The sequence below is a fragment of the Halomonas sp. LMYGS-3 genome (assembly GCF_059509875.1).
This window is the reverse complement of sequence record NZ_JCAKFQ010000004.1, coordinates 39,001-53,365: the sequence shown is the minus strand read 5'-3', so window position 1 is coordinate 53,365 and position 14,365 is coordinate 39,001. Positions and strand designations below refer to the sequence as shown.

The following is a 14,365-nucleotide window of genomic DNA, read 5'->3' as shown; positions in this document are numbered from 1 at the left end:
AGCCTGTGCATCCGATCCGATGCCCCTGTGCCTGACCCATCATGGAGAGCTCGTCATGTCGTTCACACGTCGCCGTTTTCTGCAGGGCACCCTGGCCGCCGGCGCTGCCGCCACCGTGCCATCCTTCTATATCAACAAGGTCCTGGCCCAGGAGCAGACCCTGCGCATCTATGCCTGGGCGGGGTACTTCACCGACGCCATGCTGGCCGACTTCACCGAGAAGACCGGCATTCGCGCCACCTTCACCCCCTATGGCACCAACGACGAGCTGATGAACTCGCTGCGCGCCGCCGACGGCAGCGGCTTCGACGTCATCATGCCCACCGTGGACCGGGTGCCGGGCTATCTCGACTATGAACTCGTGCAGCCGCTCGACGAGTCGCGGATCAACTGGAGCGGTGCCCTGGACAGCGCTATCGAGGGCTCCGAGGTCGGCGGAGTGGTGGAGGGGCGGCGCTACTTCGCCCCCAGCGACTGGGGGACCGAGGCGATCACCTGGCACCGTCGCCATGCCAAGGTCGACCGTGCTGACCTCAGCTATGCCGACCTGTGGAATCCCGAGCACGGCCAAGGTGTGACGGTACGCGGCCACTCGGCGCTGGTGGGCATCGGCCTGTGGCTGGAGCGTGAAGGTAGGCTGCCGTTCCCGCTGCTCGACTCCTACAAGAGCGAGGAGGCGATGCGCGCCAACTTCGATGTCATCCTCGAGGAGGCGGTCAAGCACAAGTCGATGCTGGTGCAGTTCTGGGACACCGAGAACGAGGCCCAGGCGGCCTTCCGCACCAATGGGGCGATCATCGGCCAGACCTGGGACTCCACCGCCTTCCGCCTGCAGCAGGAGGGCGAGGACATCGGCTACGGGGCACCGAAGGAGGGGGCCCTGGCGTGGATGGAGGGCTTCGTGATTCCCAAGAATGCGCAGAACCCCGACGCCGTCTACGAGCTGATCAACTGGTACTACACCCCCGAGGCGGGGGCCATGTTCGTCGAGGCGACCGGCTACAACTCGACCGCCAAGGGGGCCACCGAGCGCTTGCCCGAGGCGACGCGTCAGTTCTTTACCGACTCCTACACCGAGGAGGATCTGGCCAACCTCTGGTGGTGGCCGATCCAGGAGCCCTGGTACGTGGCGCTGCGCAACGAGTACCAGGACCGCTATCTCTCCGCCTGATGCGGGAATCGACAGCGAGGTGACCATGGACGGAAGCGTCCGGCTGGAGGAGGTGGTGATGCGCTTCGGCGACTTCACCGCCATCGAGAGGACGTCGCTCGAGATCGGGTCGGGGGAGTTCTTCAGCTTCCTTGGCCCGTCGGGCTGCGGAAAGACCACGCTGCTCAATATCGTCAGCGGCTTTCTGGTGCCCAGCGAGGGGCAGGTGTTCATCGGCGGCGAGCCGGTGGCCGGGGTGCCGGTGAATCGCCGGCCCACGGCGATGATCTTCCAGAACCTGGCGCTCTTCCCGTTGATGACGGTGTTCGAGAACATCGAGTTCGGCCTGGAGGTGCGCGGGGTCGCCAGGCAGCCGCGTCGCGAGGTGTCCGAGCGGCTGCTCTCGCTGGTGGCGCTGGAGGGCAGTGGGCCGAAGCGGGTCACCGAGCTCTCCGGCGGCCAGAAGCAGCGGGTGGCCATCGCCCGGGCGCTGGCGGTGGAGCCGCGGGTGCTGCTGCTCGACGAACCGCTCTCGGCGCTGGACCTCAAGCTGCGCCAGCACATGCGTGCCGAGCTCAAGGCGATCCAGCGCAAGACCGGCATCACCTTCATCTATATCACCCACGACCAGGGCGAGGCGCTGACCATGTCCGACCGGGTGGCGGTGATGTCGGCGGGGCGCATCCAGCAGGTGGCCGATCCCATGACCCTCTATCGCTCGCCGGCGACCGCCTTCGTCGCGGCCTTCGTCGGCGAGAACAATCGCCTCGAGGCCAGGGTGATCGATGTCGAGGGACAGCGTCAGCGGGTGCGCCTCGACGGAGGGGCGCTGGGCGAACTGAGCGGGTATGCCGGGGAGGGCGCTCGGCTGGGCAATGGCGAGCGAGTCGCGCTCTACGTGCGGCCCGAGCACCTGCGGCCGGTGGCCGACGACGCATCGGGGGCCAGGCTCGAGGCCGAGATCGAGGCGGTGCACTTCGAGGGCGCCTGGGTGATGCTGGAGACACGACTGCTCGCCTCCGGCGAGAAGCTGCGGGTACAGCTCGGCCATGAGGTCTCGCGGCGGTCGGCCGATTCGCTCGTCGTCGGCCGGCGGCTGACCTTCGGCTATGACCCGGCCGATGCGGTGGTGCTGCCCGATGACGGCAGCCCGCTGGTCGACGAGGCCACCGGCGAGGTGAGGGAGACCGACCGGCGCGCAGCGCCGACGGGAGGGGCCCATGTTCCGTCAGCTTAGGGCGCGTTTCGGCGGGCCGCTGGCGGCGGCGATTCTCGCCCTGCTCGGTATCTGGCTGATCGTGATGGTCACCCTGCCGCAGCTGCAGATGATCGATTACTCGCTGCGACCCAACCTGTTGCCGGCCCAGATCGGCGGACCGGAGGATGGCTGGACGCTGGCCAACTACGTTACCCTGTTCAACAACGACATCCATCGGGCGATCTTCTTCAAGACCCTGTGGTCGAGCGTGCTGGTCACCCTGCTGACGCTGGCGGTGAGCTACCCGCTGGCCTGGTACCTGGCCAAGATCGCCACCCCACGCCAGGCCGCGCTGTGCATTCTGCTGCTGATCATCCCCTTCTGGATCAACGAGATCCTGCGCACCTACTCCTGGTTCATCATCCTGGCGTTTCGCGGGCCGCTCAACGAGGTGCTGATGATGCTGGGGCTGATCGACCGGCCGATCCGCTTCCTCAGCGGCAACGGCGGGGTGATGGTGGGCATGGTCTATGCCTACATCCTGTTCATGGTCTTCCCGGTCTACAACGCCATCGAGAGCCTCGACGACAACCAGGTACGGGCCGCCCGGGACCTCGGTGCGGGCACCGTGCGCACCCATCGGCGCATCGTCATCCCCCATGCCAAGCCGGGCATCGCCACCGGCTGCATCATGACCTTCATGCTGGCGGCGGGCAGTTACGCGGTGCCGGCGCTGCTCGGCTCGCCGGGCAGCCGCTGGTTCACCCAGATCATCTACAACTGGTTCTTCGAGGGCGGCAACTGGAACCAGGGGGCGGCCTACGCCTTCCTGCTGCTGGTGCTGTGCATCGGTTTCATGTCGCTGGTGATGCGGGTCTTCAAGGTGGGGCTGGGAGACATTGCCAAATGAGGAACCGGGCCAAATGAGTTCTCAGCGCTTGATGGCCTTCGGCCTGCGCTTCTATGTGGTGGTGTTCTTCGCCTATCTCTTCCTGCCGCTGCTGGTGATGGGGGCGGCCACCTTCAACGACAGCCGCTTTCCCACCGTGACCCCCTGGGACGGCACCACCCTGCGCTGGTTCGGCGAGCTCGCCGCCGACGGCGGCATGTGGCAGGCGCTCGCCAACAGCCTGATCATCGCCACCGGCGTGCTCTGCGTGGCGGTGCCCATCGGCATCGCCACGGCGCTGTTCCTCAACACGGTGTCGAGCCGCGCCAAGCCCTTCCTCTATGCCCTGATCCTCTCGCCACTGCTCACCCCGGGGGTGATCATCGGCATCTCGACGCTGATCTTCTGGCGCCAGTTTGGGGTCGCCGGCGGAATCTTTCTCACCGTGCTGGGCCAGGCTACCTTCATCGCCGCCTATGTGATGCTGATGGTCACCGCCCGGCTGCAGCGCTTCGACCGCACCATGGAGCGCGCCGCACTGGACCTCGGTGCCAGCCAGTGGCAGATGTTCCGCCGCATCCTGCTGCCCTACCTCAAGCCGGCGATCTATTCGGCGGCGGTGATCGCTTTCCTGCAGTCGTTCGAGAACTACAACACCACGCTGTTCGTGGTCGGCTACGACACCACCCTGACCGTCTACATCGCCTCCAAGGTGCGTACCGGCCTGACCCCGGCGGTCAACGCCCTGGGGCTGATCCTGATCCTCGTCACCGTGCTGCTGGCGGTGGCCTACGAGGTGAAGCGGCGGCACGAGGTGGCCAGGAGCGTCAAGGGCGTGTAGGCGCTTCAGTGCGGCGTCCAGGCGTTCTCCAGCACCTCCAGCGCCACGGCGATGGGGGGCTCCTCGCCGCGTTCGCGCTGCCACACGAAGCACAGCGCGCAGGGCAGGCGCACGCCCTCGGCCACCACCAGGCCGCGCTCCTGGCGTTCGGCCATGGCCAGGGCGTCTCGGGCCAGGCTGAGCCCGACCCCGGCACGCACCAGATCGAGCATGCACGCCTCCTGATCCACCTGGGCCACGCCGTTGGGCGTCACGCCCAACGGGTCGAGTACGCCGTGCAGCAGGCGATGATGCGCCGACGGCGACGGCGTGACGATCCAGGGCAGCGCGGCGAGCGTGACCCAGTCGGCCCCGGCCAGACGGTTACCCCAGCCCGGCGGTGCGACCACGTGGTAGTGGAAGTGGGTCAGTTCCCGGTAGGCGATCCCGGGGGCGTCCGGCCCTGGCCCCTCGTCGGGCGGCGCCAGGAAGAAGCCGACATCGAGCTCACCACGTTGCACCCACTCCAGCACGCTGCCGCTCATGCCGTGATGCAGTTCGGTCTCGAGTTGCGGGGCGCGTTCCACCAGGCGGAGCAGGAAGGCCCCCAGCCGGATGAATTCGGGGTCGACGATGGTGCCGATCTTCAGCCGGCCACGTAGCGTGCTGTGCAGGGCCCGGGCACTCTGCTCGAAGGCGGTCATGGCCGCCAGCACCTTCTCGGCGGCGGACAGCAACGCACGACCATCCCCGGTGAGCTCCAGCCCCTGGGGGCGGCGGCGAAACAGCGTCAGCCCCAGACCCTCCTGCAGATGCTTGAGCTTGAGGCTGACAGCAGGCTGGGTCAGGTGCAGTCGCTCGGCGGCGCGGGAGACGCTGCCTTCCCGGGCCACGGTGACGAAGGCGCGTAGGGTCTGAAGGTCCTGCATGGTGAGGGGTCATCGTGGTGGGTGATATATGCTCAACTTATATCCCGCTTTTGGATTTCTCAATTGATCCTGGCGTTCGCCGCGGTAGTCTGGACAGACACAGCCATGCGCCTGCCCGCTCCCTGAGCGACGAACGGTGCGCCTTGACACCGCAGGCAGCCAACGACACGACGAGAACGCCATGACCACCAACGCGATCGAGCATTATATCAATGGGCAAATGACGGGAGGCGAATCGAGCCGTTCCCAGGAGGTCTACAATCCCGCCACCGGCCAGGTCTCGGGTCGAGTGGCGCTGGCCTCGCGGGCCGACGTCGCCAGCGCGGTGGCCGCCGCCAATGCGGCCTTTCCGGCCTGGGCCGATACCCCGCCGATCCGCCGCGCCCGGGTGCTGTTCAAGTTCCTCGAATTGCTCAATGCCCACAAGGACGAGCTGGCCGAGGCGATCACCCGCGAGCACGGCAAGGTGTTCACCGACGCCCAGGGCGAGGTGGCGCGCGGCATCGACATCGTCGAGTTCGCCTGTGGCATTCCGCAACTGCTCAAGGGCGACTACACCGAGCAGGTGAGCACCGGCATCGACAACTGGACCATGCGCCAGCCGCTGGGCGTGGTGGCCGGCATCACCCCCTTCAACTTCCCGGCCATGGTGCCGATGTGGATGTTTCCCATTGCCATCGCTACGGGTAACAGCTTCATCCTCAAGCCCAGCCCGCTCGACCCCAGCGCCTCGCTGCTGATCGCCGACCTGCTCGAGCAGGCGGGGCTGCCGGATGGCGTGTTCAACGTAGTGCAGGGCGACAAGGATTCCGTCGAGGCACTGATCGAGCACCCCGGCGTCAAGGCGCTCTCCTTCGTCGGCTCCACCCCCATCGCCAACCTGATCTACGAGCGCGGCGCCCATCACGGCAAGCGCGTCCAGGCCCTGGGTGGCGCCAAGAACCACATGGTGGTGATGCCCGACGCCGACCTGGACAAGGCCGTCGATGCCCTGATCGGCGCCGCCTACGGCTCCGCCGGCGAGCGCTGCATGGCGATCAGCGTGGCGGTGCTGGTGGGTGACGTGGCCGACAAGTTCGTGCCGCGGCTGGCCGAGCGCGCCCGCGCGCTCAAGGTCAAGAACGGCCTGGAGCTCGACGCCGAGATGGGGCCGATCGTCACGGCACAGGCCCATCAGCGCATCACCGGCTACATCGACAAGGGCGTTAGCGAGGGGGCCGAGCTGGTCGTCGACGGCCGCGACTTCGACGCCAGCACCACCGGCGAAGGCTGCGCCGAGGGCTTCTGGATGGGCGGCACGCTGTTCGACCACGTCACCCCGGAGATGACCATCTACCGGGAGGAGATCTTCGGCCCGGTGCTGGCCTGCGTGCGGGTGCCGGATATCGCCACCGCCATCCAGCTGATCAACGACCACGAGTTCGGCAACGGCGTGAGCTGCTTCACCGAGAGCGGCAGCGTGGCCCGCGAGTTCGGGCGTCGCATCCAGGTCGGCATGGTGGGCATCAATGTCCCGATCCCGGTACCGATGGCCTGGCACGGCTTCGGTGGCTGGAAGCGCTCGCTGTTCGGCGACACCCACGCCTACGGCGAGGAGGGCGTGCGCTTCTATACCAAGCAGAAGTCGATCATGCAGCGCTGGTCGGATTCGATCAATGCGGGCGCCGAGTTCGCCATGCCGACGCACAAATAAGATTTTTCGCAGGCTAACGTGAAACTGCCCTTGTCTGGTCACTTCCAACATACAAGCTCGGGTTCCCCCCGAGCGAATGGCGCCGAAGGCGCCCTGGCGGTGTTGGTGAGGTTGGCATCTTCCGCCAGGAGTCCTTCGGCCTTCATTCGCCGGCAAAGCCCAGCTCCCACAATCAGTGCTCAGCCTCAACCAAGACTCATGCCAGTTTGTGAAGAAGCAGGACGAGTCACCATTTGCCTCAGCGAGAACACGCCATGGCCGACCAGGAATTCGACTATATCGTGGTGGGCGCCGGTACCGCCGGCTGCCTGCTGGCCAACCGCCTGAGCGCCGATCCGGCCAACCGGGTGCTGCTGATCGAAGCGGGTGGCCGCGACAACTACCACTGGATCCATATCCCGGTGGGCTACCTCTACTGCATCGACAATCCGCGCACCGACTGGCGTTTCCGTACCGAGCCCGACCCCGGGCTCAACGGCCGCTCGCTGATCTACCCGCGCGGCAAGACGCTGGGTGGCTGCTCGAGCATCAACGGCATGCTCTATATCCGCGGCCAGGCACGCGACTACGATCACTGGGCCGAGCTCACCGGCGAGTCGGCCTGGCGCTGGGAGAATTGCCTGCCCGACTTCATGAAGCACGAGGATCATCATCGCCTGGATGCGGGCGGCGATGCCGATGCCGCCCACCGTGACTTCCACGGCCACGGCGGCGAGTGGCGGGTGGAGAAGCAGCGCCTCAAGTGGCAGGTGCTCGACGACTTCGCCACCGCCGCCGTCGAGGCAGGCATTCCGCGTACCCGCGACTTCAACCGCGGCGACAACGAGGGCGTCGACTACTTCGAGGTCAACCAGCGCGCGGGCTGGCGCTGGAACACGGCCAAGGCCTTCCTGCGCGGCGCCGAGAAGCGCGAGAACCTCACCCTGTGGCACTCCACCCAGGTACAGAAGCTGCTGTTCGAACCGGGGTCGGGCGCTGAGCCGCGCTGCACAGGGGTATTGGTCGAGTGTTCCGGCCAGGGCGAGATCAGCGCCCGCGCCGGGCGCGAGGTGATCCTCGCCGCCGGGTCGATCGGCTCGCCGCAGCTGCTGCAGCTCTCCGGCATCGGCCCGGCCGACCTGCTGGCCGAGCACGAGATCCCGGTGGTGGTGGAGCTGCCCGGGGTCGGCGAGAACCTGCAGGACCACCTGCAGATCCGCTCGGTCTACCGGGTGGAGGGGGCCTCTACCCTCAATACCCTGACCAGCTCCTGGTTCGGCAAGGCCCGCATCGGCCTGGAATACCTGATCTCGCGCTCCGGCCCCATGAGCATGGCGCCCTCCCAGCTCTGTGCCTTCACCCGCAGCAGCGACGAGTACCAGCATCCCAACATCGAGTACCACGTTCAGCCGCTGAGTCTCGAGGCCTTCGGCCAGCCATTGCACGACTTCCCGGCGATCACCGCCAGCGTATGCAACCTCAACCCCACCAGTCGCGGCACGGTGCGCATCAAGAGCCGCGACCCGAGCCAGGCTCCGGCCATTTCGCCCAACTACTTGAGCACCGAAGAGGATCGTCGGGTGGCTGCCGACTCCCTGCGGGTCACGCGTCGCATCGCCGAGCAGCCTGCCTTCGCGAAATATTCGCCGGAGGAGGTCAAGCCCGGCACCCAGTACCAGAGCGACGAGGAGCTGGCCCGGCTTGCCGGCGACATCGGCACCACCATCTTCCACCCGGTGGGCACCACGAAGATGGGGCGCGACAACGACTCCATGGCGGTGGTGGATCCGCACCTCAAGGTGCGCGGCGTGGCCGGGTTGCGTGTGGTGGATGCCGGCATCATGCCGACCATCACCAGCGGCAACACCAACTCGCCGACCCTGATGATCGCCGAGAAGGCGGCGGCCTGGATCCTGGGCGGGGAGTAGCGGTCCCTTCTCCTGCCCAGATCCGACAGCGGCAGGCCTTGGCCTGCCGTTGTCGGGTTAGGGAGATGAGTTCCAGGCCTAGACCAGGTCGCGCTCATCCGCGTCGGCGGCGCGCCTGTCGCGCCACACGGCCCGGCAGATCAGGGCCAGCACCCCGAGGGTCAGGGTGGGCCAGATGAGGATGTAACTACCGTAGATCAGTGTCTGCATGAAAGCAGGCTCCTGTGTCGTTGTCGGGGCCGGCAGAGGCGGCCGGCCCGGTCATGTGTGGGATCAGTACTGCTCGGCGAAGGCGGGGGCGGCGCCACCTCGGGCCGAGCGTTCGTCCTTGGCCTGGGGATCATCGTAGTCACCGACCCGCTGGCGGATGGTGTCGAAGTCGAAGCGCTGCGGGCTGGCGAGGCTCATCAGGGTGCAGACCAGGGTGCTGGCGCCGTAGGCGGTCAGGGAGGCCAGCAGTACGGTGTAGTCGCGCAGGAAGCCGGTGGCGAAGACCAGCATGGCCAGGCCGGCCAGCACGCCGGCGATGGCGCCCAGGCGCCTGCCGCAGAAGCCGAATACCATCAGGGCGATGATGATCCCGCCCCCGATGCTGGCGAGCACCTCGAAGAACAGCCCGGCTGCGCCGGCCAGCGGTACCAGCTCGAAGCGGGCGACACAGAACAGCCCCATGGCGACCAGCACCGAGGTGGTGAAGGCGGCATTGGTCACGCGATCCCAGAAGCAGCTGGCGATCACCGGGAAGACGATGGCGCCCCATAGCGCGCCGACGAAGACCAGCATCACCAGGATGTCCAGGGAGAAGCTGGCAAAGACGATCCCCACCATGGTGGCGACCACCATGGTCAGCCGGCCGATCAGCAGCATGCGTTTGGGGTCTGCCTTGCCGCGGGCGAGGTTCTTGCCGTAGACGTCGGCCATGATGATCGCGGAGAGCGCCGAGAGGTCCGAGTCGGCGGTGGAGGAGAGCGAGCCGATCACCAGGATGAAGAAGAGCCCGATGAACACCGGAGGCAGATAACTCGAGACCATCTGCGGGATCAGGTTGTTCATGTCACCGTTCATCGGCTCCATGCCGAGGGTCAGCGCCATCAGGCCGATCATGCCCAGGCCGATGACGATGGCGCCGTAGCCCACGGTGGCGGTGATGAAGGTGGGCTTGATGTGATTCTCGTTCACCGCGAACAGGCGCTGGGAGATGGTCTGGTTGCCGATGGCATAGGCCAGTACGGCCACGAAGAAGGGAGCACCCTGTTCCAGGATGGCGGTCATCGAGAAGAGGTCGGATTGTTCAGCCGTGAGGTTGTCGAGACCGGCCACCATGGCGCCGGGCCCGCCCATGGCGAACAGCACCGCCGGGATGATCACGATGGCGATGGCCATCAGCGCCACCAATTGGGCGAAGTCGGTGAGCACCGAGGCTCGAAAGCCCGACCACAGGGTGTAACCGAGCACCCCGACCCCGGCGATGATCACCCCGGCCTGGAAGGAGAGCGGCGAGAGCACGGCCACCAGGGCGCCGGCGGCCGTGAAGTTGACCATCAGGCTGATCACGCTGCCCAGTACGTTGGAGAGAGCCAGGATCAGCTGGCTCGAGGCGCCATGGCGCGCATGGATCAGCTCGCCCAGGGTGTGCGCATTGGGCGCCAGCTTGCGGAACCGCCGGCCGAAGGGATAGATGAACAGGATCATCAGGGCGCCCCACAGGCCGTAGTGCAACGGGCCGGAGACGCCATAGGTGTAGCCGGAGGTGGCGGCAGCGTAGAAGGAGGCCGCCCAGATCCAGGTGGCGGTCATGCTGGCCGCCCCCATGCCGAAGCCGATGCGATGGTTGGAGACCATGTAGGCGTCGGTATCTTCCTGAGGCTTGCGGATCGTCAGGGTCAGTAGGTAGGTCCCGCCGTAGAAGGCGGCGAGCAGCAGCAGTACCGTCAGGGTGGAGAATTGATAGAAGTCGGGGTCGTTCACGGATGTCCTCGCAGTGATTCAGTGCGCCGACGGTGTTGCGGTCGGCACAGAGTGGTGTCTGACCATCGCGGACGATGGCCGGCAGGGGAGCGCCGCCCGGCAGGGGGTGCGGAACGCACACCGACCCCGGGCCGATGCTGTCAGGCACTCAGCCGGGGTGACGGGCTGGCAGTCCGGCCGCAGGGCGGCCGGGGAGTGGCCTCAGGGATCGCCCTTGTCGCGCAGGGCGGCCGCTATGCTGGGCCGGGGAAACGGGCGGGAGGCAGTGCCCTCGAGGGCAAGTGTTGCCGACAAGGACTCCCTTGCTGTCGATGGCGTCATGAGCATGAGCAGTCGAACGTATCAGTGATCCGGCCAGCTTGATCGGGCGTGGCCAGGGGGACTAGGGGAAGATATTTGTATACAAGGCGGTCTTGATTGTTAGCTACCTTACGATTTCCCTTCCGGCATGTCCAGGCGCCCCGTCCGTGGGTAGCAACAATCCTGTCATTCTGTGCAAATAGTGTTTGACGTGCGCCCGCCAAGGGGGCATGCTGCGTGCAGTTGGTTAGCAAGTGGAACATCGCAGGCGGTCATCGAAATGCTCATGGCGTCGATTTCCCGGTGAAAGTTTCTTGTTCTACCCACTGCAACTCGGGTATTTCCCGGCAAAATCAAACGCTATTCGAGGAATTCGATAATGGCTACCGGTACTGTCAAGTGGTTCAACGACACCAAAGGCTTCGGCTTCATCTCTCCGGACGACAACGGTGACGACCTGTTCGCTCACTTCTCCGAGATCAAGGCCGAAGGCTTCAAGTCCCTGCAAGACGGTCAGAAGGTCTCCTTCGACGTCACCCAGGGCAAGAAAGGCCTCCAGGCTTCCAACATCCAGGTCATCGGCTAAGCGCCACGTGATCTCGATGTGACTCTCTCGAGAGTCTGAAAGGGCCCGCCTCGGCGGGCCTTTTTCGTGCGCGCCAGGCATGGCGCTGGTCCCGAAGGTGGTGCCTCGGGATGGCCTGCTGATACCGATGGCCTGGCCATTCTTGTCCGGCGCCATGTGGCCTCGCCGTCGCCCGGCGATTGCGGTAGGGTGTCGGGTTTCCACCGATCCCTTATCACTGGCCCCGGAACCGATGCCATGAGCAACCCTGGTGAACTGATCATCGAGCCGCGCAGCGGCACGCCCGCCGACGCCTGTGTCTTCATCCTGCACGGCCTGGGTGCCGACGGCAGTGACTTCGAGCCGCTGGTGCCGGCACTCCCGCTGCCCACCGACGATGCCGTGCGCTTCATCCTGCCCCATGCGCCGCGGCTGCCGGTGACCATCAATGGTGGCATGGTGATGCCGGCCTGGTACGACATCCTCGAGATGAACCTCGACCGTCGCGTCGACGAGCGTCAGCTGCTGGCCTCGGCCGAGCGCATCCAGGGGCTGATCCGGGCGCAGATCGAGGCGGGCATCGACAGTCGGCGCATCATCCTTGCCGGCTTCTCCCAGGGCGGCGCCGTAGCCTACCAGGCGGCGCTCTCCTTCGAGGCACCGCTGGGGGGACTGCTGGCCATGTCCACCTACTTCGCCACCGCCGACAGCATCACCCTCGCCGAGGCCAATCGTGGCCTGCCCATCGAGGTGCATCACGGCAGCTTCGACCCGGTGGTGCCCGAGGCCCTGGGCAAGGCTGGCTATGAGCGCGTGCTGTCGCTGGGGTATCCGGCCCATTACCGCCGCTATCCCATGGCTCATGCGGTCTGTCCGCAGCAGGTCGGCGACATTGGCCAGTGGCTCGGCGAGCGACTCGATCACTGATCGGCCGCGGCGACAAGGAGGCTGCCCCCTGGCTCCCGAGCCGGGACTCTGGGTCGCCGGGAGCCTGGCCGGGATGCCTCGCCGGTGAAGTTGGGGTAGTGTAGTCCGGGACGGCCCGCCAGAGGCCGGTCATTATCGTATGCAGGAAGGCCCCGGGGTACATACGGCGCATGGAAAGAGCCAGGGCAGGGCGTAGGGAAAAGCGGTGGGATCAGCGGGTGCGGCGCCTGTGGGCGTTCGGTGCCACGGCATTGTTCGCCCTGACATTGATGGTCGGAGGCGCCGGCGTCCTGTTCGGCCTCTGGCCGGCGTTGGGCCTCGTGGGGCTGGCACTGGCCATTACCCTGGTGGTGATCCAGCGGCTCGAGGCCCACGCCCGCGACCGGCGCCGTAGTGACGAGGAACGTCTCGCCGACCGGCTGCTCGCCGGCTTCCCCGGGGCGGTGATAGTGGTCGACGAAGCGGGGGTGGTGGAGCAGCTCAACCCCGATATCGAGCACCACACGGGCTACTCTCCCGCGCAATTGCTCGGCAGGCGGGTCACCGTGCTGGACGTCAAGCCGCTGCACGGTGACCTGCATCATGCGTTGAGCTTCGCCGCCTCGCGTGGCCAGCCGTGGCAGGGCGTACTGGCCTGCCGTCGCGCCGACGGCGAGCGACGCTTTCAGGATACCCTCGTCTTGCCGCTGCTCGAGGAGGCCGACGGCCGCCACCGCCTGCTGCTCGTTCAGCGTGATGTGACCCAGATGCGCCAGCGCTACCTGCACGATCAGATGCTGCTCGAGCGGTTGCAGGGCGCGATGTCCCGATTGCCCGCGGTGATCTTCCAGGCCCGCCAAGATACCGGGGGGCGGATCAGCTTTCTCTATCTCAGCGAGGGCCTGCAGCGGCTCTGCGGGCTGAGTCCGGAGAGCGTGGTGGCCGATGCCGAGCGGCTGCTCGAGCGGGTCCATCCCGAGGATCGCGACCGGCTCACCGCCTCGATCGCCCAGTCGGCCGTCAGCCTGGAGCCCTGGTGGCAGGAGTATCGCCTGAGCGTGCCGGGCGGCGTGTGCTGGCTGGAGGTCAGGGCGGTACCTCGGCGGCTGAGCGACGGCCAGACTCACTGGGATGGCCTGCTGATCGACATCAGTGCCCGCAAGCAGACCGAGCAGCGGGTCCAGCGCCTGGTCGGGACCGACATGCTCACCGGAGCGCTCAACCGACGGGCCTTCTTCGACCAGGGAGAAGCCGTGCGTGCGCTTGCCGAGCGTCATGGTCGCCGGGTACCCCTGGCAATGCTCGACCTGGATCACTTCAAGCATCTCAATGACACCCATGGTCACGCGGCCGGCGATCTGGCCCTGCAGTCCTTCGCCATGGCCTGCCGCGACAGCCTGCGGCCCTATGACCTCTTTGCCCGCATCGGCGGTGAGGAGTTCGCGGTGATCCTGGTCGACAGCGAGCCCGCCCAGGCCTGGGACATTCTCGAGCGCCTGCGCCAGGCGGTGGAGGCCATCGAGCTGGAGGTGGATGGAGCGACGATCCGCTTCACCGTGAGCCTCGGGCTCACCGTCCTCGAACCCGGCGGTAGCCTGGACAGCGCGCTCTCCCGGGCCGACCGGGCGCTCTACCGCGCCAAGCGGGAGGGGCGCAACCGCATCAGTGGACCGGGTGTATCCGTCGCGTCCCGCGGCGGCTCGTGACGCGTCCGGGGTGGCAGTCTCGCCTTGAAGGGCTCAGGATAATCCCCATGACTGAACGAGAAGTCCGCCTTTCCCGCCGTCACATGGAGGAAGTGAGGATGTCCGATCTTTCCGTCGATTTCCGGTTGCCGGTGGCCTGTCCCAGCTGTGGTAGCCATCGCATGCGGGTCTCCCGGGTGAAGAATCCCGACGACAAGGTGTTCTGTGCCTCCTGCAAGCGCTATATCTGCCTCTACCACGAGGCCGAGACGGTGCTGCAGCAGGGGCCGGGCAGTGAAAGCGAAGCGTTGATCGAGAAGGCCGCCAACACCTCCTCTTCCGATTGATCCGACGC

13 protein-coding genes are annotated in these 14,365 nt (G+C 66.5%); 10 read left to right on the top strand and 3 right to left on the bottom strand.

Annotation, left to right across the window (positions count from 1 at the left end):
- Positions 1-55 precede the first annotated feature (55 nt).
- The 4 genes from AC5W54_RS05045 to AC5W54_RS05030 are packed head-to-tail and all read left to right on the top strand — an operon-like array spanning position 56 to position 4,078.
- Positions 56-1,171, top strand: coding sequence for an extracellular solute-binding protein (locus AC5W54_RS05045; protein ID WP_495960983.1), 1,116 nt, complete (start codon positions 56-58; stop codon positions 1,169-1,171).
- 25 nt (positions 1,172-1,196) lie between these two features.
- Positions 1,197-2,387 carry an ABC transporter ATP-binding protein gene (locus AC5W54_RS05040; protein ID WP_495960982.1) on the top strand — a complete coding sequence of 397 codons (1,191 nt, stop codon included), beginning with the start codon at positions 1,197-1,199 and terminating at the stop codon, positions 2,385-2,387.
- The gene (locus AC5W54_RS05035; protein WP_495960981.1) at positions 2,371-3,258 is read left to right on the top strand and encodes an ABC transporter permease; all 888 of its coding nucleotides are present in this window, start codon (positions 2,371-2,373) and stop codon (positions 3,256-3,258) included. Before AC5W54_RS05040 ends, AC5W54_RS05035 begins: the two co-directional genes overlap by 17 nt.
- A gap of 13 nt (positions 3,259-3,271) precedes the next feature.
- Positions 3,272-4,078: an ABC transporter permease gene (locus AC5W54_RS05030; RefSeq protein ID WP_495960980.1), complete on the top strand. Its 807-nt coding sequence runs from the start codon at positions 3,272-3,274 to the stop codon at positions 4,076-4,078.
- 5 nt (positions 4,079-4,083) lie between these two features.
- Here the strand turns inward: AC5W54_RS05030 and AC5W54_RS05025 are convergent, their stop codons facing one another.
- Positions 4,084-4,986 (bottom strand): LysR family transcriptional regulator, encoded by a 903-nt coding sequence (locus tag AC5W54_RS05025; RefSeq protein ID WP_495960979.1) that lies wholly within the window; start codon positions 4,984-4,986, stop codon positions 4,084-4,086.
- 181 nt (positions 4,987-5,167) lie between these two features.
- Here AC5W54_RS05025 and AC5W54_RS05020 point away from each other — a divergent pair, with 181 nt between their 5' ends.
- Both AC5W54_RS05020 and AC5W54_RS05015 read left to right on the top strand, forming a co-directional pair.
- A complete protein-coding gene (locus tag AC5W54_RS05020; protein WP_495960978.1) occupies positions 5,168-6,679 on the top strand; it encodes a CoA-acylating methylmalonate-semialdehyde dehydrogenase in 1,512 nt (503 codons plus the stop codon).
- Between the two features lie 254 nt (positions 6,680-6,933).
- A complete protein-coding gene (locus AC5W54_RS05015) occupies positions 6,934-8,586 on the top strand; it encodes a GMC family oxidoreductase (protein ID WP_495960977.1) in 1,653 nt (550 codons plus the stop codon).
- 78 nt (positions 8,587-8,664) lie between these two features.
- On the opposite strand, the gene AC5W54_RS05010 is transcribed toward AC5W54_RS05015, so the two are convergent.
- Together AC5W54_RS05010 and AC5W54_RS05005 are read right to left on the bottom strand one after the other, a co-directional pair.
- A complete protein-coding gene (locus AC5W54_RS05010) occupies positions 8,665-8,796 on the bottom strand; it encodes a putative transporter small subunit (protein ID WP_495960976.1) in 132 nt (43 codons plus the stop codon).
- Positions 8,797-8,859: 63 nt separating this feature from the next.
- Entirely contained in the window at positions 8,860-10,554 is a 1,695-nt protein-coding gene (locus AC5W54_RS05005; RefSeq protein WP_495960975.1) for a sodium:solute symporter family protein, read from the bottom strand.
- A 679-nt stretch (positions 10,555-11,233) separates the two neighbouring features.
- Here AC5W54_RS05005 and AC5W54_RS05000 point away from each other — a divergent pair.
- From AC5W54_RS05000 to AC5W54_RS04985, 4 genes are all read left to right on the top strand, one after another.
- Positions 11,234-11,440: a cold-shock protein gene (locus AC5W54_RS05000; protein ID WP_040185674.1), complete on the top strand. Its 207-nt coding sequence runs from the start codon at positions 11,234-11,236 to the stop codon at positions 11,438-11,440.
- A gap of 237 nt (positions 11,441-11,677) precedes the next feature.
- Positions 11,678-12,346: an alpha/beta hydrolase gene (locus AC5W54_RS04995; protein WP_495960974.1), complete on the top strand. Its 669-nt coding sequence runs from the start codon at positions 11,678-11,680 to the stop codon at positions 12,344-12,346.
- A gap of 218 nt (positions 12,347-12,564) precedes the next feature.
- Complete coding sequence (locus AC5W54_RS04990; protein WP_495960973.1) at positions 12,565-14,031, top strand: sensor domain-containing diguanylate cyclase; 1,467 nt, start codon at positions 12,565-12,567, stop codon at positions 14,029-14,031.
- 47 nt (positions 14,032-14,078) lie between these two features.
- Positions 14,079-14,357: a hypothetical protein gene (locus AC5W54_RS04985; protein WP_495960972.1), complete on the top strand. Its 279-nt coding sequence runs from the start codon at positions 14,079-14,081 to the stop codon at positions 14,355-14,357.
- Positions 14,358-14,365: the final 8 nt, after the last annotated feature.